Here is a 22,284-nt window from a genome sequence, read left to right on the forward strand (position 1 = left end):
CATGACCATGACCATGGCAGCCACGGCGTAACCGCCGCCCACACGCATGACGACGCCTCGTGCTGTTCGGGCGGCGCGAGTTTTGCGCCGTCGGCACCGGCACCCGCAATGGATGCGCCGCAGGTGCGCTTCCGTATCGATCAGATGGACTGTCCGACAGAGGAGCGTCTGATTCGAGATCAGCTTGAGCGTCGTCCCAGCGTCGACACGTTGTACTTCAACCTGCTCAAGCGTGAACTGACGGTCGTTTTCGACAAGCGCGCGTCGGCGTCCGATGTCGATCGAGAGCGCGATGCCGTGGCGGACACCCTGCGCAAACTGGGGATGACGCCCGTGCCGCTTTCCGGCGAGAACGCTGGCGCAGCCGCACCGCCGCCCGCCAAGCGGACAAGCGACGTTGTCCGGCTCGTCGCCGGTGGTGTGCTGGCTGCCGCGAGCGAGGTCGCGGTCTGGTCCGGCGTGCCTGAGCACAGCCCGTGGGTGGGTGCGATGGTTGTCGCCGCCATTCTTGCGTGTGGCTTGCCGACGCTCAAGAAGGGCTGGATCGCGCTGCGGCACTTCACACTGAACATCCACTTCCTGATGTCGCTTGCCGTGATCGGCGCGATGCTCATCGGTCAGTGGCCCGAAGCGGCCATGGTGATCGTACTGTTTGCGTTGTCCGAAAAGCTTGAGGCGGCATCGTTGACCCGAGCGCGTCGCGCCGTCGAGGCGTTGATGCGTCTCGCGCCGGATCAGGCGTCGGTGCAGCAGGCCGACGGCACCTGGGCGGATGTCCCTGCAGCAACGCTTGCTGTGGGGGCGCGGGTGCGGGCGCGTCCGGGTGAGCGCATTGCCATCGATGGCGTGATCGAGGAGGGTGCGTCAGCGCTGAATCAAGCGTCGATTACCGGTGAGAGCGTGCCTGTCGACAAGACGGTTGGGGATGACGTCTACGCAGGCAGCATCAACGAAAGCGGTCTGCTCGTGTATCGCACGACGGTCGCCCCCGGCGATACGACGCTCGCGCGCATCGTGCGTATTGTCGAGACGGCCCAGCAGCAACGCTCGCCGACGCAACGCTTCGTCGACAAGTTCTCACGCATTTACACGCCGGTCGTGGTGCTTTGCGCGCTGCTGGTCGCAATTGTGCCGCCGCTGGCGTTCGGCCTGGCCTGGTCGCCGTGGATCTACAAGGCGCTGGTGATGCTGGTCATCGCATGCCCCTGCGCGTTGGTGATTTCCACGCCGGTCACGGTCGTGAGCGGGCTGACGGCCGCCGCGCGCGCCGGGATTCTGATCAAGGGCGGGGCGTTTCTGGAGAGTGGCCGCCTGATCCGTGCGGTCGCACTCGACAAGACGGGCACGCTCACGCGTGGCGAACCGCGCCTGACCGATGTCGTGCCGTTGCGCGGCACATCTCGCGACGAAGCCCTGACGCTCGCCGCCGCACTGGACGCTCAGACGACTCACCCGATCGCGCGCGCCGTCGTCGAAGGTCATGCGCAGGCGGGGCTTGGGGCGTTGCCGTCCGTGACCGACTTCGAGGCGCTGGTGGGGATGGGGGTGAAGGGGCGTGTCGGTGAAACGCTTTACTACCTCGGCAACCATCGTCTGATTGAATCGTTGGGGGTGTGCAATGCCGAGGTGGAGGCCGAACTGACGCGTCTCGAGGCGCAGGCACGTACCGCTATCGTGCTGGCAAGCGAAACGCAGGCGCTGGCGGTGCTGGCCGTGGCCGATACGCTGCGTGAGGAAAGCCGTGAGGCCATTGCCCAATTGACGAAGATGGGTGTGCGCACCGTCATGCTCACGGGCGACAACAGGGCTACCGCTCAGGTCATCGGTGAGCAATCGGGCGTGAGCGATGTGCGTGCCGAGATGCTGCCGGAAGATAAGTGGCAAGCCGTGTCGTCACTGCGCGAAAAGTACGGTCACGTAGGGATGGTGGGCGATGGCATTAACGATGCGCCTGCGCTGGCGGCAGCCGACGTCGGTTTCGCAATGGGGGTGACGGGCACGGACAGCGCGCTCGAGACCGCCGATGTCACGCTGATGGACGACGATTTGCGCAAATTGCCAGCGTTTCTGGCGCTTTCGCAGCGTTCGGCGACGGTGCTCCAGCAAAACATCGCTGTCGCCCTTGGGATCAAGGCCGTGTTTTTCGCACTCGCAGTGATGGGCCTCGCGTCGCTGTGGATGGCGGTATTTGCGGACGTGGGAGCGAGCCTGCTGGTGATCGCAAACGGCATGCGTCTGCTTCGTACCAAGGTCGTCTGAGTCGTGTGACGTTGGGTTGCCTGATGCCTACGCCTTGCGCATGCCGCGCTCAAGGCGATGGGCGTCGGGCAATTGGCATAGCGCGTGCGCGGCGCGGCTGGTGGCGTTGACGATGATCGCGTCAAGGCGTGCCGTCAGCGTCTCGCGGTGTTCCGTCGAGATGGGCATGTCTTCCAGCGCACGTTGCGCGACCGCAGCATCGTTGATATGCCCGAGCAACGTTTGCGCGGTGCGCAATGTTTCGTGATACGGCAAGCGAAGCGACTTGCGCAGCCACGGCGTGAGCGCCTCGGCGCTATAACGCGCCTTCTTGAGCTTGACGCGCAACGCGTGCAACTGCTCGGTATCGAGCATCGCCAACTGGCGACAATCAGGAAATAGCCCAATGTATCGTTCGCGAAGCACGTTATGCGCGTGTTTCGCCAGTGCGCGTGGCCGCTTGCCGGGCGTACGCGACGGGCGTCGTAAGGCTTTGGCTGCGCGCGCATCGGCCCTGCCGTTGTGAACGCCAAAGGCATCGCGCAACAGCCCATGCAACGCGCGTTGGCGATCGCTCGTCAGCGCGGTGGCGGCTTGCGCCCGAGCGTCGCTGCGAACCTTCGACAGATGCGCATCGACCGCAATCCAGTCGACATCCGGATATTCGAGGCGTAAGACCGGAAGTGTCTCGGTGGTCAAAACATCTGCGTCGCGCACGGGCCCCATCGAATGCCCGAGCCAACTCAGCTCGGCGACGAGTTGACGATGCCAGCGCGGTTTTAGCCACGGCGAGTAGATGTCGATCAGCGCACGAAGGCGACGCGTCGCGATGCGCAACTGATGAACGGCTTCAGGGGGAATGGTGTCGACGTTGGCCGCGTCTTCTGCCGCATCGGGCAGCGTTGGCCATTGCGTCAATGCAGACGCCACGTGCATGACCAGCAGACGGGATGCCGACATACGCCGCATTTGGGCAGACGACGGTAGTGCGCCTTCCTCGGCCTGACGAGAGCCGGTAGCGGAGAAACTTTCGGAAGAGGCGGCGGAAGCCGCTAACGGCGCGCGTGTCATGTTACGCAACATAGCATAGTTGCCTGAGCGCATGACGCGGCAAAGCGGGTGCAGCACTTTGTCGCGGGCGCCTCTGCTTTGCGCAGAGCGGGGCACAGGCCACCCGCGCGGCACGCAGCGTCACATCAGTCGTGGACCTCGCGAGAGGATGACGTGACGCCTTCTCATTGCTGCGCATGGCACATCGGGATTCTACTGCGGAATCCAGCAGGAAACCTGTCGAACCCGCTGTCGAAATCGACGGCCGAATGCGAGCAAAAAAGATAGGCCGGCACGGAGGCCGGCCTGCGCGCAACTGGTTTTACTTCTTGTTCACAGCGTCCTTGAACGCCTTGCCAGCCGTGAACTTCACGGTCTTGGCTGCCGGGATCTTGATCGCTTCGCCAGTCTTCGGGTTGCGGCCGGTACGCGCAGCGCGCTTGCCCGAACCGAACGAGCCGAAGCCGATCAACTGAACCGAGTCACCCTTGGCGACTGCCTTCTTGACGGTCTCGAGCAGAGCGTCGATGGTTTCGCCAGTTTGAGCCTTGCTTGCACCCGTAACACCAGCGACGGCGTCGATCAGTTCCTGTTTGTTCATGTGTGTTTCCCTTGAGAGGTGGTGAATACCGGCGACAACTCTAACACTTTCGCCATTTGACGAGTGTCGGTGTTGTATCCGCGCCATAAGGCACGCGGCATACGCCAGAATGTCGCCTTCGCGGCACGTCACGCGAACCTGATCCGAAGACCGGTTGCGTCACGCATCGTGAGGGCGCCGGCACTGGCCGGGCAGCCGCATTATAGAGCCTTCGGCGGGCTGTGGGCCAGTCCTGACAACGGTTTGCGGCGATTTTGTTGTGCAATGCCGCGTACTTTCTCGTTCTTGATGGCAAAACCCCGGTATCTGCGGGCATCTCCGGTCATGCCCCCGCGCAATCCCTTGCTGGGCGGGCTTTGGGGGTTTCCCTAGCGTTTTAGGGCTTGCGCGGACGGGCGTCTTTTGGTTGGTCATTCGGGTGTCATTTGCGATGGCTAGCGTGACGCCGCCAATCGACATTGAGGAACCGCTTCATGCTGCTCTGTCAGATCACCGACCTCCACATCACGCGCCCTGGCATGCTCGCTTGCGGACGCGTCGACACCGCGCGCGCCTTGCGCAATGCGATCGCCACCATCAATCGCTGGACGCCACGACCTGACGCCGTCATCGCAACCGGCGACCTGATCGACACACCGCATCTATCGGAATACGAAGTACTTCGTGAGTGCCTGGCGGACCTCGAAATACCGCTCTATCTGGTGGTCGGCAATCACGATCATCGTGAAGGGCTGCGTGACGCTTTTCCGGAGCATGCCTATCTGCATACGAACGAAACGTTCGTGCAATACCGCGTCGATCTCGGTCCGCTCACTGTTTTGACCCTCGATACGCAAGACCCGCCGAGCGCGGGCGGCCATTTGTGCGACGCGCGACTCGCATGGCTCGATGAGCAGCTCCACGCCTGCGAGGGACGCCCGACGATCATTGCAATGCACCATCCGCCGTTCGATACGGGCATCGAGTTCATGGACGGCTACGGCCTTTCCGTGCAGGGTCGAGCAGGGTTCGCGCAGGTGATAGCGCAGCATCGTCACATCGAACGGGTGATCTGCGGGCATCTGCATCGCAGCATTCATGCGAGTGTGGACGGTGCGCCGGGGATCATGGCGAGTACGTGTGTGTCGACCGCGCACCAGATCACGCTCGGGCTGGCTGCGGGGGCGCCGGGGTCGGTCACGCTTGAGCCACCCGGCTTCGCCATGCACCTGTGGCAACCGGGCGCGGGCGTGCGTACGCATCTTGCTTACGTCGGTCCGCACGAGGGGCCGTTTTCGTTCGACGGCGAACCCCGGTAAGGGGCGGCTTGCGTCGGTATCCTGAGCATTCATGCGGGTTGGCAGCGAGAAAGAATGGGGACGAAAGTAGGACTGCGCGTGTGTAAAGTGCTTCTCCATCAAACATACGAGATCAGTTCGGATCAGCAGTCAAAGGCCGTCCCGGTGCGCAAGATTCGCGGGACGGGAGCGACGGGTCTTTCACAGGAACTGTCGATCCGTGGCCCATGACCCAGGCATGAATGAAAAGGCCGGGCAGGGCGCTTTCTGATAACGGGGAATCATGCATACCGACGCCGAACCGGCGAGCGCCCATCGCGCCGGTGCTTCGTCATCTCCTTCCGCTTCTTCGGCTTCCGGCGCATCGACGTCATCATCGTCGCCATCGTCATCGACGACGCGCGTACGCCGATCGCAGCCGCTCGGAAATCTGGGACGCTGGGGGCGGCGGGTTGCACCGGCCATGTCGCGTTCCTTTGCGCTGCTGGAGGTTTTGATCGCCACGCTGATCGCGGTGGTGGTGGCCTGGCGGCTGCGTCCCGACGATCCTCTGCTGCTCACCACGCAATTCCCGTGGCTCTGGCTCGTTTCGCTCATTGGCGCCTTGCGCTACGGCTCGCTGGCCGGGGCGGCGAGCGGGGCGTTGCTCATGGCGGCGTGGCATGTCCTGTGCGGCCCTTCCGGCGCGCCGTTTCCGATGGCGCACTTTGCGGGTGGTATGACGATGGCGCTCGTCGCCGGTCACTTCTGTGACATCTGGTCCCATCGCGCACTCAGATCGCAGGGCATCAACGCTTACTACAGCGACCGCCTCGTCGCGATTACTCACAATCACTATTTGCTGCGCGTGTCGCATGAGCGGCTGGAGCGTGATCTGCTTGCGCGTCCTGTCACGTTGCGCGATGCATTGACGCGTCTGCGCGACCTCACCGTACGGCGTTCGGGTGATGTTCATGGTGCGCCCGGCGGCCTGCCCAACGCACAACCGATGCTCGAATTCGCTGCGCTGACCTGCCAGATCGAAGTCGCCGCCTTGTTCGCGGTGCGTGGCGACCGGCTTACGACGACGCCCATCGCACGGGTCGGGGAAGGGTTCGAGCCGGACGTCGATGACCCGTTGGTGCGGCACTGTCTGGGCGAGGGCACGCTGGCGCATGTGAAGGCCGACGATGCCGCCAGCGACGGCAGCCCCTATCTGGCCTGCGTGCCGCTGCTTGACGCTGAAGGGTCGCTGACCAGCGTATTGATCGTGCGACGCATGCCATTCCTCGCGCTTAATCACGACAATCTGCAACTGTTGCTCGTGTTGCTCGCGTACTACGCCGACGGCGTCGTGCATCAGCCGCTCGTGTCGAGCGTCAGAGCATTGGTGCCGCAAGCCCCGTATGACTTCGCGTTAGAACTCGGACGGCTCGCGCGCCTCAAGCGTGCGAGCGGCATCGAGTCGTCGCTGGTCGCGCTGGCGTTTCCGCGCGGTGCACGAGGCGACTCGTTGTTCGAGCAGACGGTGCGCCAGCGCCGGGCACTCGACGCCATGTGGACGATCGGCACGCCGCGACGGCAAATCGCCATCGCACTCATGCCCATCACGGACGAGCATGGCATCGACGGTTATCTGATGCGAGTGGAGACATTGCTGCGTCAGCAGTACGACGTCGACTTTCAGAGCGGCCATATTGCCGTGCACACTGCACACGTCGATGCCGACGCCCCGGGCGATGGTCTGCTCAAGCTGATGGAGCGCTGCGTCGATCATGCCTGAGCGCCATTCGTCACGCGGATCCGCAAGCGCTGTCTGGCGACTCCGGCAACGGGGCGCGGCGCGTGGTGTGCGGGTCATCCGCTGGGCGCTGACGCTGGCCTTGGCGGTGCTCGCCGTCGCGGCGCAGTGGCACGTGCTGCGACTCGTTTTGCGAACGGCAACGTGGGACACACCGTTCATCGCGCCGGCCGTCACCGGCCTGGTTCCCGATGCCATGCCCGTCGTGCTGGCATGGCAAGCGATCGCTGCACTGCTGGCGGGCGGGTTCGTGACGTGCGCGCTGCCTGCGAGCTATCGCGATCGTCGTGGCGTGTTCGGGCATATCGCGCTGGCGACCTTTTTCCTGCCGGTGGCGGGCATGGTCGTCGTAATGGGCGTGCTGCTGATGGGGTATCTGTTCCCACCGCCGCGTGAGTCGGTGCCGGCGGGCCGCGTGGAGACACCGGGTTTCGTCTCGCACCTGGTGGCGCGTGTGCGTCACGGTGCGGGAATGCGTCTGCGGGCACGGCTGCGCAACGTGCAGGGCGAGCGCGACGACCGCGTTGCCGCTCTCATCTCCGTGCAGGCGCTGCCCTCGCGGGTCACGAGCGAGATTGCGCGCGACCTGCTGGCGGACCCGGTGGAGGAGGTGCGCCTGCTCGCGTACGGCATTCTCGACGGAATGGAGAAGCGGATCATGCAGCAGATCTTCGTGATGCGCGACCGGCACGAGGCGGCCGAGGACGACGATGAGCGCGCACATGCCTGTGTTTGTCTCGCGCAACTCTACTGGGAACTGATTTACCAGAACCTCGTGCGTGGCGAAGTCTTGCGCTTCACGCTGGAGCGCGTAGAGAAGTTCGCGCGCGACGCACTTGAGCAGCACGAAGACGATGCGTCCATGTGGTATCTGCTGGGCCGCTGTGCCCTGATGCGCGAGAACCCCGACGTGGCCGAAATGCACTTGCGTCAGGCGCAGTTCCACAACTTTCCGACCGAACGCCTGTTGCCGTGGCTGGCGGAAGCTGCGTTCCAGCGGCGTCGCTATGACCGCGTTTCGCTGTTGCTCGGCGGGCTGGGCGCGGGTGTGACCGGTGCTACGGGCGTGTCCAATGTCACCGCCTCGCCGGTCGTTCAACCTGCCGTGCGCTTCTGGACGCGCTGACGCCCATGGCTTCGTCCACGTTCCACGCGACGCCCAAACCGTCGTCCCGCACAGGGGCTGACATCGCAACGACGCCCGCGATGGCAGATGTGGCGCTCTTGCTCGAAGGCACCTTTCCCTACGTGCGTGGTGGCGTATCGTCCTGGGTCGACCAACTGATCCGGGCGTTTCCCGACCTGACGTTCTCCGTCGTGTTCATCGGCAGCCGCCGTGAGGATTACGGTGCGCCGGTCTACCCGTTGCCCGCGAACGTCACGCATTTCGAGGCGCATTACCTTTACGAGACCGACGTCTCGTCCGCAACGCCGACAGACGTCGAGGACGCGCGCGCCGCATCCCGGAGAAGTGCGGGCGACGCCGACGTTTTTGCCCGCATCGCCCGGATGCACGATCTGTTTCGTCAGCGGTACGAGAGCCGGTCGGGTGGGGCGGCTGACGCGGGTAATGCGGGTAATGCGGGTAACGCGGGTAACGCGGGTAACGCGGGTAACGCAGAGGGGGCGGACGTTGCGGGGTACATGAAAGTCGATGGCCTGCGTAGCATGCTCGAGCACCTGCTGCCGCTGCTGCGCGACGGGCAGCCGCTGTCGCCCTCGGCGTTCCTGCACAGCGAACGGTCCTGGGAATTCATCACCGAACGCTACGAAAGGTTTTGCCATGACCCGTCGTTCACGGACTACTTCTGGACGATTCGCGCGATGCATCGTCCGATCTGGCAACTTGCGCGCATCGCCAACGCTTTGCCGCCTGCTCGCATGTATCACACGGTGTCGACGGGCTACGCGGGGTTGCTCGGCGCAATGCTGCGCATGGCGAACGGGCGGGCACTGCTGGTGACCGAACACGGCAGCTACACGAAGGAGCGCAAGCTCGATCTGCTGCAAAGCGAGTGGTTGCGGGACAACCGGGGGCCCTTCGAGCGCGACATCTCGCGTGTGGGCTACTTCCAGAATCTCTGGATGCGGTTCTTCGAAGCCATCGGGCGGATCTGCTACGACACGGCGAACGAGATCGTGTCGCTCTACGAGGGCAACCGGCTGCGGCAGATCGGCGATGGCGCGCCTGCGCACAAGACGCGCTGCATCGCCAACGGGGTCGACATCGCGCGCTTTGCGGCGCTTCGGGAGAAACGCCGCAAAGGTGGAGGGGGCGTGGCGGACGACGACATCCCGCCCGTCGTTGCGCTGATCGGGCGCGTCGTACCGGTCAAGGACATCAAGACCTTCCTGCGCGCGCTCTTCATCGCATACCGGGCGCGGCCCGACGTGCAGGGGTGGATCGTCGGACCGGACACCGAAGACCGGGCCTACGCGCAAGAATGCCGCGACCTCGCGGCGAGTCTGGGGATGGAGTATCAGGTGAGGTTCATGGGCTATCGCGCCGTCGAGTCGGTGTTGCCGCAGATCGGCGTGCTGGCGCTGTCCTCGGTGTCCGAGGCGTTACCGCTGGTGATGCTCGAAGCGGCGGCCGCCGGGGTGCCGGTAGTGGCAACGGACGTCGGTGCATGTCGTCAACTGATCGAAGGCGGCGATCCGGAAGACCGCGCGCTCGGGCGGTCGGGGCGTATTGTGCCGATGGCCGACCCCGAAGCGCTGGCCGCCGCAATCGTCGACGTGATGGAGCCGTCGGCATGGCAGGCCGCAAGCGTTGCCGGTATCGCGCGCGTCGAGCGGCACTATCGCCTCGACACCGTTCGCGATGCCTATCGCACGCTGTACCGGAGATGGATGGACGAAGATGGTACGCCGGGCACCCCGGGAGGCGAGCGCTGATGGCCGGGATCGGGTTCGAACTTCGGCGTCTGCTGCGCAGCGATACGCTGTCGGGCACGTTTGCGGCCTATAGCTACGCCGGGATCATCAGTGCGGGGCCGCTGGTGTTGTCGATGGTCGGTGTGGTGCTTGTCGGGCTGATGAGTCTTGCGCAAGTGCATCCGCAGGTCGTTCTCACGCAGTTTCAGGTATCGGTGACGTACCTGATAGCGTCGAGCGTGATCGTGACCGGGCTGATCCAGCTCGCGTTCACGCGTTACCTGAGCGACCGGCTTTTCGCCGGAGAGCCGCAGGCAGTGATGCCGTCCTTCAACGCCGTGTCGCTGGTCACGACAGTTGTGCTCGGTAGCGTTGGCCTTTTGCTGTCGCAAACGCTCTTCGTCGACCAGCCGCTGACCTATCGCTGGCTGATGTGGATCGGCTTCGTGTTGCTGGGCAACCTCTGGATCGTGGTCCTGTTTCTGACGAGCGTGAAGCAGTACCGGGCGATTCTCGGCGTGTTCTGCGCGGGCTACAGTCTGACCGTCGTCTGCGCCGTGCTGCTGGGACGGTTCGGTCTGACGGGCCTGCTGGGCGGCTTCGTCATCGGTCATACGGCGCTGCTGCTCGGGTTCACGGTCATCGTCGCGCGCAACTATCGTACGTCCACGTGGCTTTCCTGGGCGGTGTTCGTGCCGCGCAATCTGCGGCTCTCGCTCGTGGGGGTCGGCGTTTGCTTCGGGCTGGGCGTGTGGATCGACAAGCTGATGTTCTGGGCGTGGCCTGCGACCGGCATGACGGTGATCGGCCCGCTACGGGCCGCGCCCCTCTACGATCTGCCGGTCTTCCTGTCCTATCTTTGCGTGATCCCGGGAATGGCGGTGTTCCTGCTGCGCATCGAAACCGACTTCGCTGAGGCGTACACGGCCTTTTTCGACGCGGTGCGGCACGGCGGCACACTGCGCCAGATTTCGGCGTCGCGGGCGCTGATGGTACGTGCTGTGCGTACCGGCTTGTACGAAATTCTGAAGGTGCAGGCCGTCGTGACATTGCTCGTCTTCGCGTTCGGTGAAGATATGCTGCGGCTCGTCGGTGTGCCTGGCGGGTGGCAGACGCTGCTGCGTATCGACGTCGTCTCAGCCGGTATGCAGGTTCTCCTGCTCGGCGTGCTCAACGTGCTCTTCTACCTCGACCGGCGTCGCGACGTGCTCATCCTGACGGCCCTGCTGGTGTGTTTGAACGCCTTGTTCACCGGGGTCAGTCTGGTCTGCGGGCCCGCGCTGTACGGCTACGGTTTTGCGCTTGCACTGGTGTGCGTGCTGGCGCTCGGCGCGCATCGGCTGACGCGCCGACTCGCGGCGCTCGAATACGATACTTACATGGGGCCGAACGTCTGAGCGTCTATGGGGCCCGGCGCATCGCCCATCAGTGGCATGGCGCGGACGGCTGGAGTAAGATGCCGGGTCTCGCGATTGCAATCGTCGTGCACATTTGTGCGAATCGGCCACGCCACACGGGCGTTGCCAAGGCATCTTCATGAACCATCTGGGCACCATTCTCGTTACCGGCGGCGCCGGTTACATCGGCTCGCATACGTGTGTCGAGCTTCTGACGGCGGGCTACGACGTCGTCATTCTCGATAACCTGTGCAACAGCCACCGCGACGCCGTGGCGCGCATCGAACGCATTGCCGGGCGTGCGCCCGTGCTCGTCGAGGGCGATGCCTGCTCGGCGGGGGGCATGGAAGACGTATTCACCCGTCACCGCATCGACGGCGTGATTCACTTCGCAGCACTCAAGTCCATCGGCGAGTCGCTTCAGAAGCCTTTCCTGTACTACAAGAACAACCTCGGCAGCCTGCTGACGCTCATCGAGACGATGGACCGTCACGACGTGCGACATCTGGTGTTCAGCTCGTCGGCGGCGGTGTACGGCAATCAGGTGTCCGTCCCGGTCGAGGAGACGGCGGCACTGTCCACGGCCAATCCGTACGGCCATACCAAGCTGATGGCCGAACAGATGCTGACCGACACGGCCAATTCGGATCCGCGCTGGCGTATCGGCGTGTTGCGGTACTTCAACCCGGTGGGCGCGCACGAAAGCGGGCTGATCGGCGAAGATCCGGGCGGCACGCCCAATAATCTGATGCCGTTCGTGGCGCAGGTCGCCGTTGGCAAGCAGCCGGTCCTCAAGGTCTACGGGGGCGATTGGCCCACGCCGGACGGCACCGGTATCCGCGATTACATCCACGTCGTGGATCTGGCGCGCGGCCATCTGGCGGCGCTGGCCGGGCTGAGCAAGCTCGACGCCGGGTTCACCGTCAATCTTGGCACGGGGGAAGGGCGCAGCGTGCTGGAAGTCGTGCACGCCTTCGAGGCCGCCAGCGGCCGTGAGGTGCCGTTCCAGATCGTCGAGCGCCGCTCGGGCGATATCGGCGTGTCCTACGCCAATCCGGCGCGGGCGCAGGCACTGCTGGGCTGGCGCACCGAGTACGATCTTGCGCGCATGTGCGCCGACCACTGGCGCTGGCAACATCTAAACCCGAACGGCTATCGCTGATCGGGCAGCCCCGTGCGATATGCCTCTCAGGCATATGGATATGTCTTAAATGACGTTGGGGACAAATGAAAGCAATTCCCAATTGGGGTAAAATAGTCGGGTTTTCCCGTCCATAACCGATAGTGCGTACACCTGATGCGCCTGGAGTTCGGGCATCAGGGCCGTCAAGGATGGCCTGCGAAAGCGTGATTCCGGCAAGTCTGGCTGTGTGGGGCAATCACCCGTGCAGCCGTGCCGAAGCGCTGTGCCGCCGCCTCCGTTAAACGTCAAGTCAATATGAGCATTCAGAATCAACAGACCGTGCTGGAAGTCCACCACTGGACCGACACGTTGTTCAGCTTCAAGACCACTCGCGACGCTTCGTTCCGTTACGTCAATGGCCAGTTCACGATGATCGGCCTGGAAGTGGATGGCAAGCCGCTGCTGCGCGCCTATAGCATGGCGAGCGCCAATTACGAGGAAGAGCTGGAGTTCCTGAGCATCAAGGTGCAGGACGGTCCGCTCACCTCGCGCCTGCAAAACATCAAGCCGGGCGACAAGGTGATCGTTGGCCGCAAGCCGACGGGCACGCTCATCGACGACAACCTCCTGCCGGGCAAGAACCTGTATCTGCTCTCGACGGGCACGGGCCTCGCGCCGTTCATGAGCATCATCCGTGACCCGGAAGTCTACGATCGCTACGAGCACATCATTCTGGTGCACGGCTGCCGCTTCACCAGCGAGCTGGCCTACCGCGATCTGATTACCCAGCATCTGCCGGAGCACGAGTATCTGGGCGAGTATATCCGCGACAAGCTGATCTACTACCCGACGGTGACGCGTGAAGAGTTCGAAAACCAGGGCCGTATTACGGAGCTGGTCGAGTCGGGCAAGATCTTCTCGGACATCGGTCTGCCGGAGTTTTCGCCCGAAAACGACCGCGTCATGCTGTGCGGCAGCCCGGCCATGCTCAAGGACACCCGCGAGCTGCTCGAAAAGCGCGGTTTCGTGGAAGGTCACAACCACGCGCCGGGGCATTATCTGGTCGAGCGCGCCTTCGTCGGTTAATCGACGATTGCAGCAGGCAATCGGGATGGGCTGGGCGTAGCGTTAGCCATCGCCAGTCATCCCGTCGCCCAAAGAAGGGCCGCTCATTGAGCGGCCTTTTTTCATTCCACGAACCTCTTCGCCATGGATCAGAAGTCCATCGTGGCGCTGGCGAGGAACGTGAGGGTCGAGCCGGGCAGCACGAACCCGTTGTACGTGGTCGTCCAGTAATGCTTGTCCGTCAGGTTGTTGATGGCGGCACGCAACACCACGGACTTACCGGCCACACGCGTGGCGTACTTGGCTGACACGTCGATTGTCGTGAATGCCGGAATCGACAACGTGTTGGCGGCGTCGACTTCCTGCTGTCCGGTCACCTTCACGCCCGCCGCCACGGTCAGGCCGCGCACGATCGGCGTGTCGTACTCGACACGACCGGTCACGACATAGCGGGGTGCCGCAAAGATGCGCTTACCTGCGACGTTCGGATCGTCGACGTTCACGGCCTTCGTGTTGAGCAGCAGCACGCCGCCCATCACACGCCAGTCACGCGCCAGACGCACCCAGCCGCTGGCGTCGAGCCCCTGGAAGCGCTGCGTGCCGTCCTGCACGAAAAAGTTCGACGCGTTCGTGTACGCGTAGCCGCGCTCGACACGGAACAGCGCCAGATTCGCGCCCCATGACTGCTTGTCCGCCTTCCAGCCCACTTCGTATTGCTTGCTCTTGAGCGGCCCGTAGGTCGTCGGATAGTTGTTGTCGGTGATGGAGGCCGAGCCGCCCGGTTCCAGCGATTCGACGTAGCTCGCGTAAGCGGTCGAATCGTTGTCCGTCTTGTACATCAACGCCAGCGTCGGCGTGACGGGCTTGGCTTTGTACGACGTGCCGGTTTGCCCATAGATGTCGTACAGGTCGTCGTTGAACTGCGTGTAGCGCAGGCCGACCAGTGCCGAAATGCGCGACGTGATGTCGACGGTGTCGCTCGCGAAAATCGCGCGTTGCGAGATCTTTTCGCTGCGATACGGCTGGTAATCCATGCCGATGTCCTGATTCGGCAGCAGCGACGGGTTGTAGATGTTGCTCGTGCCGAGCGAAATGCCGTTACCGCCCAGACCGTTGTCGTTGAGCTTCACCTGCGTTTGGTAAGACACACCGAACACCACGTTGTGCTTGAACGGACCGGTCGCAAACTTGCCTTCGACCATGGCGTCCCACGCCTGGTAGTAGTACGCCGTCTTCCACTTGTACTGCGTGTCGCTGTAGTCACCGGCCGAGTTCATCACGTAGAGGAAACTGTCGCCGTTCAGACGATTCTGACGGGCGAAGCGATACTTGAAGTTCGCCTTCCACTGATCGTTGATGCGGTAGTCGAGGGCAGTGCCTGCCGTCAGCGCATCGGTTTCGTAGTACGTGAACGGTTGGGCGAGATTGCGTGCGACCTTGTTGGCGTCGGGGACTGCGGTCGCGCCGCCGAAGCTCATGCCGAACAGCGTGCCTGTCGTCTGACGCTTCCAGTAGGCGATGTCGGCCGACCACGTCAGATCGGGGGTGATGCGGAAGTCGGTCGCGAACGAGATCGTCTTGCGACGCACGTGATTGTTCGGCTCGGCGGTGTTGCCTTCCTCGTTGACGAGGTTCAGGCGATAGCCGAAGCGGTTGTCGGGGCCGAAGCGTCCGCCCAGATCGAGCTTCTGGCTCCACACGTTGTTGGCTTCGTAGCCGACCGAGAACTGACGCAGCGGCTCGTCCGTGGGGCGCTTCAACACGTAGTTGACGATGCCGCCCGGCGCACCGAACCCGTACATGAAGCCGGACAGCCCCTTAAGCAGCTCGACCTGTTCGAACGGTTCGAGCGGAATGTCGGCCTGCCACGAGACGAAGTTCTGACCGTCGATCTTGGTGCCGTCGAGCATGTCGACGCGCATACCGCGCACCGCAAAGTACGAGTTTTCGTTGCGCTTGTTTTCCGAGAGCGTGGTGACGGCCGGGTCCCACTTGAAGGCATCCGTCGCCGTCTGCGCCATTTGATTCTTGATCTGCTCGCTGTTCACGCCGACGACCGAGAACGGCGTGTTCACGGCACGTCGCGTGCCGAGTGCGCCGCTCGTTACCCGCTCGACCTTGACGTCTTCATCGCGATTGCTCGACACGGTCGTCGTGGGCAACGCCGCCGTGTCTTTCGCTGCGGGTTGCCCGTCCGACGCTTGCGAAGCCTGCGGCGCTTGTTGCGCGTAAGCCGTGCCGGACACGAAGGTCAACGATGCGGCGCAGATCGCGAACACGCCCGCGATGGCGCGTGTGATGGGCGAGGGGGCGGGAACGTGGTGAGGCGTCAGGTCGTGCGCGGCGCGAGGACGAGCGAATCCGCGCCCTGCGAGCGGGCGGTGTTGCAACATCGGTACATCTCCCTGTAGTTGACGCGCCGTGTGCCAGCGCGTCCGTCGTGAATCGATCTTTTATTTGTGGGGCGTTTGCGGCATGACTTGTGCCGTGGTTTGGGCTGTCGCAGTCGGGCGTGCCCAGACGCTGTTCGGATCGCCGAGTCGTGCACGACGCCAAGTCGCACGCGCGAACAACGCGAAGATTGCGGCACCGGCGAGGGCGATAAGATCGACGCCCGCGAGCACCCAGTCGCCATTGGCGAGCGTCCGCACGAGATTGTCGGGCGTGAACATCGCATCGACGGCGGGAATTGCGAGGCAGGCGAGCGCAGTCGCCACGAGCAATCCGGTCGCGGCCACCGCAGGCGGGCTCAGCGCGGCGAAGAGCATCGATAGCACGATCGTGACGACAAAGATCGACAGCGACGTGGCATTCGGCGCGACCACGGCAGCGACAAACGCCACAGCGATGCCGAGGCACGTGCCAAGGAATACACCAGCCGTTGCCTTCGCCATCCATCGCAGGTTGGCGGGCTGAATGGCCGCATTGCGCTTGCGGCGCGATTCGAGCCAGAGCAGATTGCCGCTATACACCAGCAAGGCACCCATCAGGCCGAGGATGAAATACACCCAGCGCATGACGTCGCCCGCGAAATTTCCGAAGTGCGCGCCATAGATCATGCTGAGTACGGCATGATTCGTGTCGCGCACGCCGGGGCTGTGCTGGCCGACGATCTCGCCGTCGTTCAGACGGACCGCCACTGCACCGAAGACGCCCAGCGAGTCGTTCGCCTCGCCATAGACTTCGGCCACGGCGTCCGGCTTGCCGTAGCGCGACCATGCAACGGCCGTCGTCTCCAGATCGGGGGCTGCGTGTTCGGCGCGCGCCAGCACTGCCTGAAGGTCGAGCGGCTTGCCGTCGACCGGTGCGATTTTGGCAGGCACGGCGCCCGTCATCTGCAAGAACTGCGGGGCGAGCTTGTTCTCGAACGTCAGCACGTTGAACGCCATCATCAGCGGCAGGCTCAGGCACAGCAGCGCACCCGTCAACGCAAAGACGATATGAAACGGCAAGCTCAGTACGCCGATGGCGTTGTGCGCGTCTTGCCAGAAGCGCTTCAGATTGCGTCCCGGGCGCAGCGCGAAGATGTCGCGCGTCACGCGCGGCAGGTGCACGATCACGCCGGAAATCAGCGCCATGCCGTAGAACAGCGACACCACGCCCATCAGGTACAAGCCGTAGGTCGGGATCGAGAGCGAGTAATGCAGCGAATTGACCGTGTTCGACAGACCGGGGCGCGCATCGCCCGTGATGAGCGACGATGCGGTGCCGTCCGCATTCAGACGCAGTCGCGCCTGCATCCATTCCCCGTCGGGCTGTTGCCAGTAAGCGAAAGGCATGGGCGAATGGCTGGGCAGCACCACACCCATTTGCTCGCGGGCGGCAGGGTACTGCACGCGGACCATCTCGGCGAGTTGCTCCGTCTGCGCGAGCGAGAGCGGTGCGTGACGCGTCGCCGGTTGCTCCCAGCGTTCGATTTCGTGATGAAAGACGGTCAGCGCGCCGCCGAGCATGGCGACGAACAACGCGAAACCGGCCACGATGCCGGCCCACGTATGGACACTCAGATATTGACGAAGGGTTTGGGCGCGCATCGAGCGATCCTTACCAGACAGTGCGCGCCAACAGCAGCGCAGCCCACGCGACGACAGTGGTCGCGCCAATGCCGATCCATGCGCGCGCCGCCGTGCGGCTCGCATAGACGACGGCGAACAGGCCCAGCCATACAAGCGGGAAGAGGGCGATGACGGGGATCGCGGCGGTTTGCCAGCCAGCCGGTGTCATATAGGCGATGGCACCGCACAAGGCGATGGCCGCGAAGAAGCCGAGCACAAGGCCCGCGAAGGTTCTACTCCACATGAGCGTCTCCGCGCAGCCAGTGCCAGCCGCCCGCCGCATACGGCCAGAACAGCAGGCCAAAGCACAGCGACATGAACGCGGACGCGATACCGGCCGACGGGCCAGCGGCCATCCACCAACACACGAGGCTCGCGATCGCCGCGACCAGGGCTATCGCGCGCGCGGGCTGTGCCGCCAGACGTTGCGCGCGCAATCGCTGGTGTTCCGAAGTGAGGTAGCAGGCAGCGCCTGTCAACCATGCCAGTGCAATGGCCAATGCAATCAACATGCTCGCGAGTGACTGATAAGTGAGCGCAAAAAGCGGGAATGCAAACGTCAAGCCGAGCGTCTTGCGTCTGCTATCACGCTGCGCCAACGGAAACGAAAACGCCGCCCTGAGGCGACGTGGCTGGCAGCGCAAATCCACAGACGGTGTCGGTCGCTCGTTACGATCAAGCATTCAGTGGAATGATGATGTAAACGTTAACGAAAACGATTCGCATTTATATCATGATTCGGACAAATCCTGAAAGAATCGGTCCGAAATCCACAGTAGACGGTGTGTCTTGCGTGGCGCGCAGACAACGACGCACGGGGCGTCGTTGTCGTTGAGGTGCGAAGGCGCTAATGCGCGGCCGGGACGTTGGCCGTCAGGCTACTGGCTGGCAACGGTCCGCGGAACTGGCGAAGGATGGCCCGCCAGTAAGGAATGACGGGGCCGGATGAAGGTTGCGCGGCGTTGATTTCCGGCAGCAGGTGCCAGGGCGCAGTGGGGTACTGATGGTGAACGCGGTGCAGATGGTGATTGAGCATGAGAAGACGCCCCCAAGCGGGCGAACGGAAGTTGCGCGAGCGTGCGGGTTCGTCCATCGCCACGCCGTAATGCGGCAGGTTATCCGCGATGGATAGCCAGATGCCGCGCGCGACGAACGTCACCGCGAACACGGGCCACCAGCGACCGTACGTACACACCGCCGCACCGAGTGCGAGGAGCATCAGGAGGAAATCGCGCTGAATACGGCGGCGTCGCACCGGATCGGACGCGAACATCACCACACGACGACGCACATCGTCGTCCTGCGGATCGGCACCCAGTGCACTTACGGCCAGCGCGGGCAGGCGCTTGACCGGCAGCCAGGCGATGAGCGGTGCGAGCAGTTCCGTGAACCACATGCCGCCGAGCAGGCGCGACTGATAGCCGAGCCAGCGTTTGGCACGCGCAGCGAACGAGGCATCGGCGGGCAGGTTGGAGATGTCGGGGCGTTCGTAGGGCTGGCGCGTGAATCGGTGATGCATCAGATGCCCGAATCGCATGATCTCGAAGGGCAGTCCGAGCAAAAGGGAGAGCGAGCGGCCGGTGCGTTCGTTGGCGCGCGGCTTGAGGCGCAACTGGCCGTGGATGGACTCGTGGATCAGCCCCCAGTGCATCGGCGTGAGCAGTAGCACGGGCAGCAGCGTCAGCAACGCCATTTCACCCCAATGGCGCAGCGCCCATCCCAGCCCCAGCCACTGCCAAAGTCCGGCGAGCGTCGTCAGGCCGATCAGTGCAGGGTTCCAGCGCGACGGTCTGGCGTGACGCCATAGCGCGGGCGAGGGCGTCGCGACGCTCTCGACGGTGGCGCTGACACAGGGCGTAGCGGCGTCGATCTCGACCGGGCGCGCAACGACGTTCTCCATGAAGTCTCCGGGGCATGGCGGACATGACGTGGCCTGACGTCGCCGATGTCGAATCGATCGCATGGATCGCATGGATCACGCGGGTCGCATCGGGCAACGTAAGCGCCCGGGGCGGTGACCCGCCCCGTAGCGACGAGAGTGTATGTCGGGCGCCGGGATGGAAATATGTCAGTCGTATTGCAGCGCCTTACTTTCGTCGCATTTCCGTCATACGCGGTCGTTTTTTCAACGGACGGGCACGATACTGAGACGTTACTGAGGACTGCCAAGGCTATCCAGCTGCTCGGCCCCGGCCGCCGTCAGTCGGGCAAGTTGCAGGCCGCGCTCGCCGTCTTCGAGCGAGACCCATCCGGCCTCCGTGAGCACGCTGAGGTAGCGCAGCAACGTGCTCATGGGCAATGCGCTGCGCTTGGCAAGACGCGCGAGCGACATCGACTCGCGGCCTTCGCGACGCCCGTCGGCGAGCGTTTGCAGCAGACGGACGAGTTCTTGCTCCGCCTGCGCCAGTTCACCGTCGGCGGCGGTGGGGAGGTCAGCCAAGGCGGCGCTCCAGCAATACCGGAACAGACTTGGAGGTCGGGGTGCCTGCGCCGTCGGCAACGGCGTCGAGCGGTACGAGACCGTTCGTCTCCGGGTAGTACGCGGCGATGCTGCCGCGCGGAATGTCGTAAGCGACCAGCAGGAAGTCGTCGGCGCGACGGGCGATGCCGTCGTTCCACACGCCGACGAGGTCGATGCGCTCGCCTGCGCGCAGACCGAGCGCATCCAGATCCTCGATGTTCGCGAAGACGACGCGACGCTGCCCGAACACGCCGCGATACCGGTCGTTCAGCCCGTAGATCGTGGTGTTGTACTGATCGTGCGATCGGATGGTGGCGAGTTGCAGCACCTCTGCGCCGCGATTTCCCGCCTGTTTGCGGGCGACGTCGATGGGCAACTCGACGGGTAGCGGGTGCGTGGTGAAGTTGGCACGTCCGTTGGCGGTAAGCCATTGGCGTTCCGACGGCGGCACCGGCAGGCGGAAGCCGCCCGGATGACGCACGCGACGGTTGAATTCGGCAAAGTCGTCGAACGTGGCGGCAATGGCGTCGCGAATGCGGTCGTAGTCTTCGGTGTACCAGTGCCAGTCGTCATGGCCGCCGACGGCGCGGCCCATTGTCGCCTGCGCCATGCCCGCGACAATCGCGGGCTCCGAGCGCAGATGCTCCGACGCCGGGGTGTTGATGCCGTACGAGAGGTGCACCATGCTCATCGAATCTTCGACGGTCACGCCTTGCAACCGCACCGTTCTGCATGTCGATTTCCGTGCGGCCGAGGCACGGCAGAATCAGTGCGTCGCGACCGTGCACCAGATGGCTGCGGTTGAGTTTCGTCGCCACATGCACGGTCAGGTCGCACTGGCGCAGCCCCTCCCACGTGCGTGGCGTATCGGGCGTAGCCATCGCGAAATTGCCGCCCAGCCCGATGAAGACCCGGATCTGCCCGGCGAGCATCGCCGAGATCGTGTCGACGACACCGAGGCCTTCGCGGCGCGGCGGCGTGAAGTCGAAGACCTGCCCGATCCGGTCGAGGAACGCAGCCGTCGGCTTCTCGTTGATGCCAACGGTGCGGTCGCCCTGCACGTTGCTATGGCCACGCACGGGGCAAAGCCCGGCGCCCGGACGGCCGATGTTGCCTCGCAGGAGCATGAGGTTGACGATCATCTGGATCGTTGCCACCGCCTGCTTATGCTGCGTGATGCCCATGCCCCAGGTCGCGATGACCCGCTCGCCGCGCAGATAGACGTCGGCAATCTGGCACATCTGCGCCTGCGACACGCCGCACGCGCGCTCCAGATCGTCCCAGCGCTCGGCGCGCACGTCGGCGGCGAAGTCGTCGAAGCCGTGCGTATGTTCGGCGATGAAGGCGTCGTCGAGCAGGGCGGGTTCGCCGTTGGTGCGCGCCTCGGCGTCACTCTCCAGCACATGTTTGATGACGCCCTTCACGAAAGCGAAGTCGCCGCCGCTCGCTGGCGTCACATAGTGAGCGCTGATGGCCGTGCCGCCCATGCTCAGCATTTCGCCCGGACTCTGCGGGTCGGCGAAGCGCTCGAGACCGCGCTCGTGCAACAGGTTGATCGAGACGATGGTCGCGCCGCGTTTGGCCGCTTCGCGCAACTCTCCGAGCATGCGAGGATGGTTGGTGCCCGGGTTCTGCCCGAACAACAGGAGCGTATCGGCCTGTTCGAAGTCTTCGAGTGTGACCGTGCCTTTGCCCAGGCCGACGACCGGCGGCAACCCCACGCTGGTCGGCTCGTGGCACATATTCGAGCAATCGGGGAAGTTGTTCGTGCCGTACTGACGGACAAACAGCTGATAGAGGAATGCCGCTTCGTTGCTCGTGCGTCCCGAGGTGTAGAACGCCGCCCGATCGGGGTCGGGCAACGCACGCAGATGCTCGCCGATCATGGCGAACGCGGCATCCCAGGCGATGGGCAGATAGCGGTCGGTGGCAGCGTCGTAGCGCATCGGGTGCGTGAGACGGCCGTAACCTTCGAGCGTGTAGTCGTCGAGTTCGAGCAACTCGGTGACGGTGCGTCCGGCGAAGAACTCGGGCGTCACCCGGCGTTTGGTCGCCTCGGCGGCGACGGCCTTCGCACCGTTCTCACAGAATTCGAAGGTCGACGCGTGTTCGCGGTCCGGCCAGGCGCAGCCGGGGCAATCGAAACCGCTGGGCTGGTTCGCGCTGAGCAGCGTTCGCGCGCCTTTGAGCGGGATGCCTTGCGTGACGAGTTGGATGGCGACGTTCTTGAGCGCGCCCCAGCCGCCAGCGGGGCGGTCGTACGGGGCAATTTTCGGGGCAGACATGACGCGTGTTCGGGCAAGAGTGACCGGCGCATTGCGCCAACTTCGGGGGAGCGCAATATCCGGAGGAAATGGTTG

Annotated in this window: 17 protein-coding genes and 1 pseudogene; 8 read left to right on the forward strand and 10 right to left on the reverse strand. The window is 64.0% G+C overall.

Translation table 11 applies throughout. From position 1 onward, the window contains the following. Nucleotides 1-108: 108 nt before the first annotated feature. Nucleotides 109-2,259, forward strand: a complete 2,151-nt coding sequence (locus PCO31010_RS00130) for a heavy metal translocating P-type ATPase (RefSeq protein WP_246184461.1) — start codon at nt 109-111, stop codon at nt 2,257-2,259. Nucleotides 2,260-2,286: 27 nt separating this feature from the next. On the opposite strand, the gene PCO31010_RS00135 is transcribed toward PCO31010_RS00130, so the two are convergent. Continuing rightward, nucleotides 2,287-3,198 carry a CHAD domain-containing protein gene (locus tag PCO31010_RS00135; RefSeq protein WP_174984118.1) on the reverse strand — a complete coding sequence of 304 codons (912 nt, stop codon included), beginning with the start codon at nt 3,196-3,198 and terminating at the stop codon, nt 2,287-2,289. 412 nt (nt 3,199-3,610) lie between these two features. Next, nucleotides 3,611-3,889, reverse strand: coding sequence for an HU family DNA-binding protein (locus tag PCO31010_RS00140; RefSeq protein WP_039398613.1), 279 nt, complete (start codon nt 3,887-3,889; stop codon nt 3,611-3,613). Nucleotides 3,890-4,362: 473 nt separating this feature from the next. Between PCO31010_RS00140 and PCO31010_RS00145 the strand changes: the two genes are divergently transcribed. Beyond that, nucleotides 4,363-5,187, forward strand: coding sequence for a phosphodiesterase (locus tag PCO31010_RS00145; protein WP_150662458.1), 825 nt, complete (start codon nt 4,363-4,365; stop codon nt 5,185-5,187). Between the two features lie 180 nt (nt 5,188-5,367). Here PCO31010_RS00145 and PCO31010_RS26815 read toward each other — a convergent pair whose 3' ends face one another. Then, nucleotides 5,368-5,631, reverse strand: a complete 264-nt coding sequence (locus tag PCO31010_RS26815; RefSeq protein ID WP_246184362.1) for a hypothetical protein — start codon at nt 5,629-5,631, stop codon at nt 5,368-5,370. Here PCO31010_RS26815 and PCO31010_RS00150 point away from each other — a divergent pair. From PCO31010_RS00150 to PCO31010_RS00175, 6 genes are all read left to right on the forward strand, one after another. Next, a complete protein-coding gene (locus tag PCO31010_RS00150) occupies nt 5,630-6,928 on the forward strand; it encodes a PelD GGDEF domain-containing protein (protein ID WP_246184363.1) in 1,299 nt (432 codons plus the stop codon). The two genes, PCO31010_RS26815 and PCO31010_RS00150, sit on opposite strands and share 2 nt — an antisense overlap. After that, nucleotides 6,921-8,072, forward strand: coding sequence for a tetratricopeptide repeat protein (locus tag PCO31010_RS00155; protein WP_150662460.1), 1,152 nt, complete (start codon nt 6,921-6,923; stop codon nt 8,070-8,072). Before PCO31010_RS00150 ends, PCO31010_RS00155 begins: the two co-directional genes overlap by 8 nt. 5 nt (nt 8,073-8,077) lie before the next feature. Beyond that, entirely contained in the window at nt 8,078-9,844 is a 1,767-nt protein-coding gene (gene pelF, locus PCO31010_RS00160; protein ID WP_425494991.1) for a GT4 family glycosyltransferase PelF, read from the forward strand. Next, a complete protein-coding gene (gene pelG / locus PCO31010_RS00165; RefSeq protein ID WP_150662461.1) occupies nt 9,844-11,220 on the forward strand; it encodes an exopolysaccharide Pel transporter PelG in 1,377 nt (458 codons plus the stop codon). Before pelF ends, pelG begins: the two co-directional genes overlap by 1 nt. A 139-nt stretch (nt 11,221-11,359) precedes the next feature. Next, complete coding sequence (galE, locus tag PCO31010_RS00170; protein WP_150662462.1) at nt 11,360-12,382, forward strand: UDP-glucose 4-epimerase GalE; 1,023 nt, start codon at nt 11,360-11,362, stop codon at nt 12,380-12,382. A 276-nt stretch (nt 12,383-12,658) separates the two neighbouring features. Continuing rightward, entirely contained in the window at nt 12,659-13,429 is a 771-nt protein-coding gene (locus PCO31010_RS00175) for a ferredoxin--NADP reductase (protein ID WP_150662463.1), read from the forward strand. 128 nt (nt 13,430-13,557) lie between these two features. On the opposite strand, the gene PCO31010_RS00180 is transcribed toward PCO31010_RS00175, so the two are convergent. The 7 genes and pseudogenes from PCO31010_RS00180 to PCO31010_RS00210 form a co-directional block, all read right to left on the reverse strand. Next, on the reverse strand, nt 13,558-15,801 hold the full coding sequence (locus PCO31010_RS00180) for a TonB-dependent siderophore receptor (protein ID WP_150662464.1): 2,244 nt from the start codon (nt 15,799-15,801) through the stop codon (nt 13,558-13,560). A 60-nt stretch (nt 15,802-15,861) separates the two neighbouring features. Next, nucleotides 15,862-17,442 carry a PepSY-associated TM helix domain-containing protein gene (locus PCO31010_RS00185; RefSeq protein WP_174984119.1) on the reverse strand — a complete coding sequence of 527 codons (1,581 nt, stop codon included), beginning with the start codon at nt 17,440-17,442 and terminating at the stop codon, nt 15,862-15,864. Nucleotides 17,443-17,452: 10 nt separating this feature from the next. Beyond that, entirely contained in the window at nt 17,453-17,707 is a 255-nt protein-coding gene (locus PCO31010_RS00190) for a hypothetical protein (protein ID WP_150573939.1), read from the reverse strand. Then, nucleotides 17,697-17,975: a hypothetical protein gene (locus tag PCO31010_RS00195; RefSeq protein ID WP_150662466.1), complete on the reverse strand. Its 279-nt coding sequence runs from the start codon at nt 17,973-17,975 to the stop codon at nt 17,697-17,699. Before PCO31010_RS00195 ends, PCO31010_RS00190 begins: the two co-directional genes overlap by 11 nt. Before the next feature lie 335 nt (nt 17,976-18,310). Continuing rightward, nucleotides 18,311-19,363 (reverse strand): fatty acid desaturase family protein, encoded by a 1,053-nt coding sequence (locus tag PCO31010_RS00200; RefSeq protein ID WP_174984121.1) that lies wholly within the window; start codon nt 19,361-19,363, stop codon nt 18,311-18,313. 252 nt (nt 19,364-19,615) lie between these two features. Beyond that, a complete protein-coding gene (locus PCO31010_RS00205; RefSeq protein WP_246184364.1) occupies nt 19,616-19,903 on the reverse strand; it encodes a helix-turn-helix domain-containing protein in 288 nt (95 codons plus the stop codon). Further along, nucleotides 19,896-22,209 (reverse strand): annotated as a pseudogene (locus PCO31010_RS00210) (FdhF/YdeP family oxidoreductase). Before PCO31010_RS00210 ends, PCO31010_RS00205 begins: the two are co-directional and overlap by 8 nt. Nucleotides 22,210-22,284: the final 75 nt, after the last annotated feature.

It is taken from the genome of Pandoraea commovens, from assembly GCF_902459615.1.
In the GTDB taxonomy this organism is placed as follows: Bacteria; Pseudomonadota; Gammaproteobacteria; order Burkholderiales; family Burkholderiaceae; genus Pandoraea; species Pandoraea commovens.

Bases quoted from the DNA above. Each gene is read 5' to 3' on its own strand.
- PCO31010_RS00130 (WP_246184461.1), top strand. From the start codon at position 109: ATGGATGCGCCGCAGGTGCGCTTCCGTATCGATCAGATGGACTGTCCG.
- PCO31010_RS00135 (WP_174984118.1), bottom strand. From the start codon at position 3,198: ATGTCGGCATCCCGTCTGCTGGTCATGCACGTGGCGTCTGCATTGACG.
- PCO31010_RS00140 (WP_039398613.1), bottom strand. From the start codon at position 3,889: ATGAACAAACAGGAACTGATCGACGCCGTCGCTGGTGTTACGGGTGCA.
- PCO31010_RS00145 (WP_150662458.1), top strand. From the start codon at position 4,363: ATGCTGCTCTGTCAGATCACCGACCTCCACATCACGCGCCCTGGCATG.
- PCO31010_RS00150 (WP_246184363.1), top strand. From the start codon at position 5,630: ATGTCGCGTTCCTTTGCGCTGCTGGAGGTTTTGATCGCCACGCTGATC.
- PCO31010_RS26815 (WP_246184362.1), bottom strand. From the start codon at position 5,631: ATGGCCGGTGCAACCCGCCGCCCCCAGCGTCCCAGATTTCCGAGCGGC.
- PCO31010_RS00155 (WP_150662460.1), top strand. From the start codon at position 6,921: ATGCCTGAGCGCCATTCGTCACGCGGATCCGCAAGCGCTGTCTGGCGA.
- pelF (WP_425494991.1), top strand. From the start codon at position 8,078: ATGGCTTCGTCCACGTTCCACGCGACGCCCAAACCGTCGTCCCGCACA.
- pelG (WP_150662461.1), top strand. From the start codon at position 9,844: ATGGCCGGGATCGGGTTCGAACTTCGGCGTCTGCTGCGCAGCGATACG.
- galE (WP_150662462.1), top strand. From the start codon at position 11,360: ATGAACCATCTGGGCACCATTCTCGTTACCGGCGGCGCCGGTTACATC.
- PCO31010_RS00175 (WP_150662463.1), top strand. From the start codon at position 12,659: ATGAGCATTCAGAATCAACAGACCGTGCTGGAAGTCCACCACTGGACC.
- PCO31010_RS00180 (WP_150662464.1), bottom strand. From the start codon at position 15,801: ATGTTGCAACACCGCCCGCTCGCAGGGCGCGGATTCGCTCGTCCTCGC.
- PCO31010_RS00185 (WP_174984119.1), bottom strand. From the start codon at position 17,442: ATGCGCGCCCAAACCCTTCGTCAATATCTGAGTGTCCATACGTGGGCC.
- PCO31010_RS00190 (WP_150573939.1), bottom strand. From the start codon at position 17,707: ATGTGGAGTAGAACCTTCGCGGGCCTTGTGCTCGGCTTCTTCGCGGCC.
- PCO31010_RS00195 (WP_150662466.1), bottom strand. From the start codon at position 17,975: ATGTTGATTGCATTGGCCATTGCACTGGCATGGTTGACAGGCGCTGCC.
- PCO31010_RS00200 (WP_174984121.1), bottom strand. From the start codon at position 19,363: ATGGAGAACGTCGTTGCGCGCCCGGTCGAGATCGACGCCGCTACGCCC.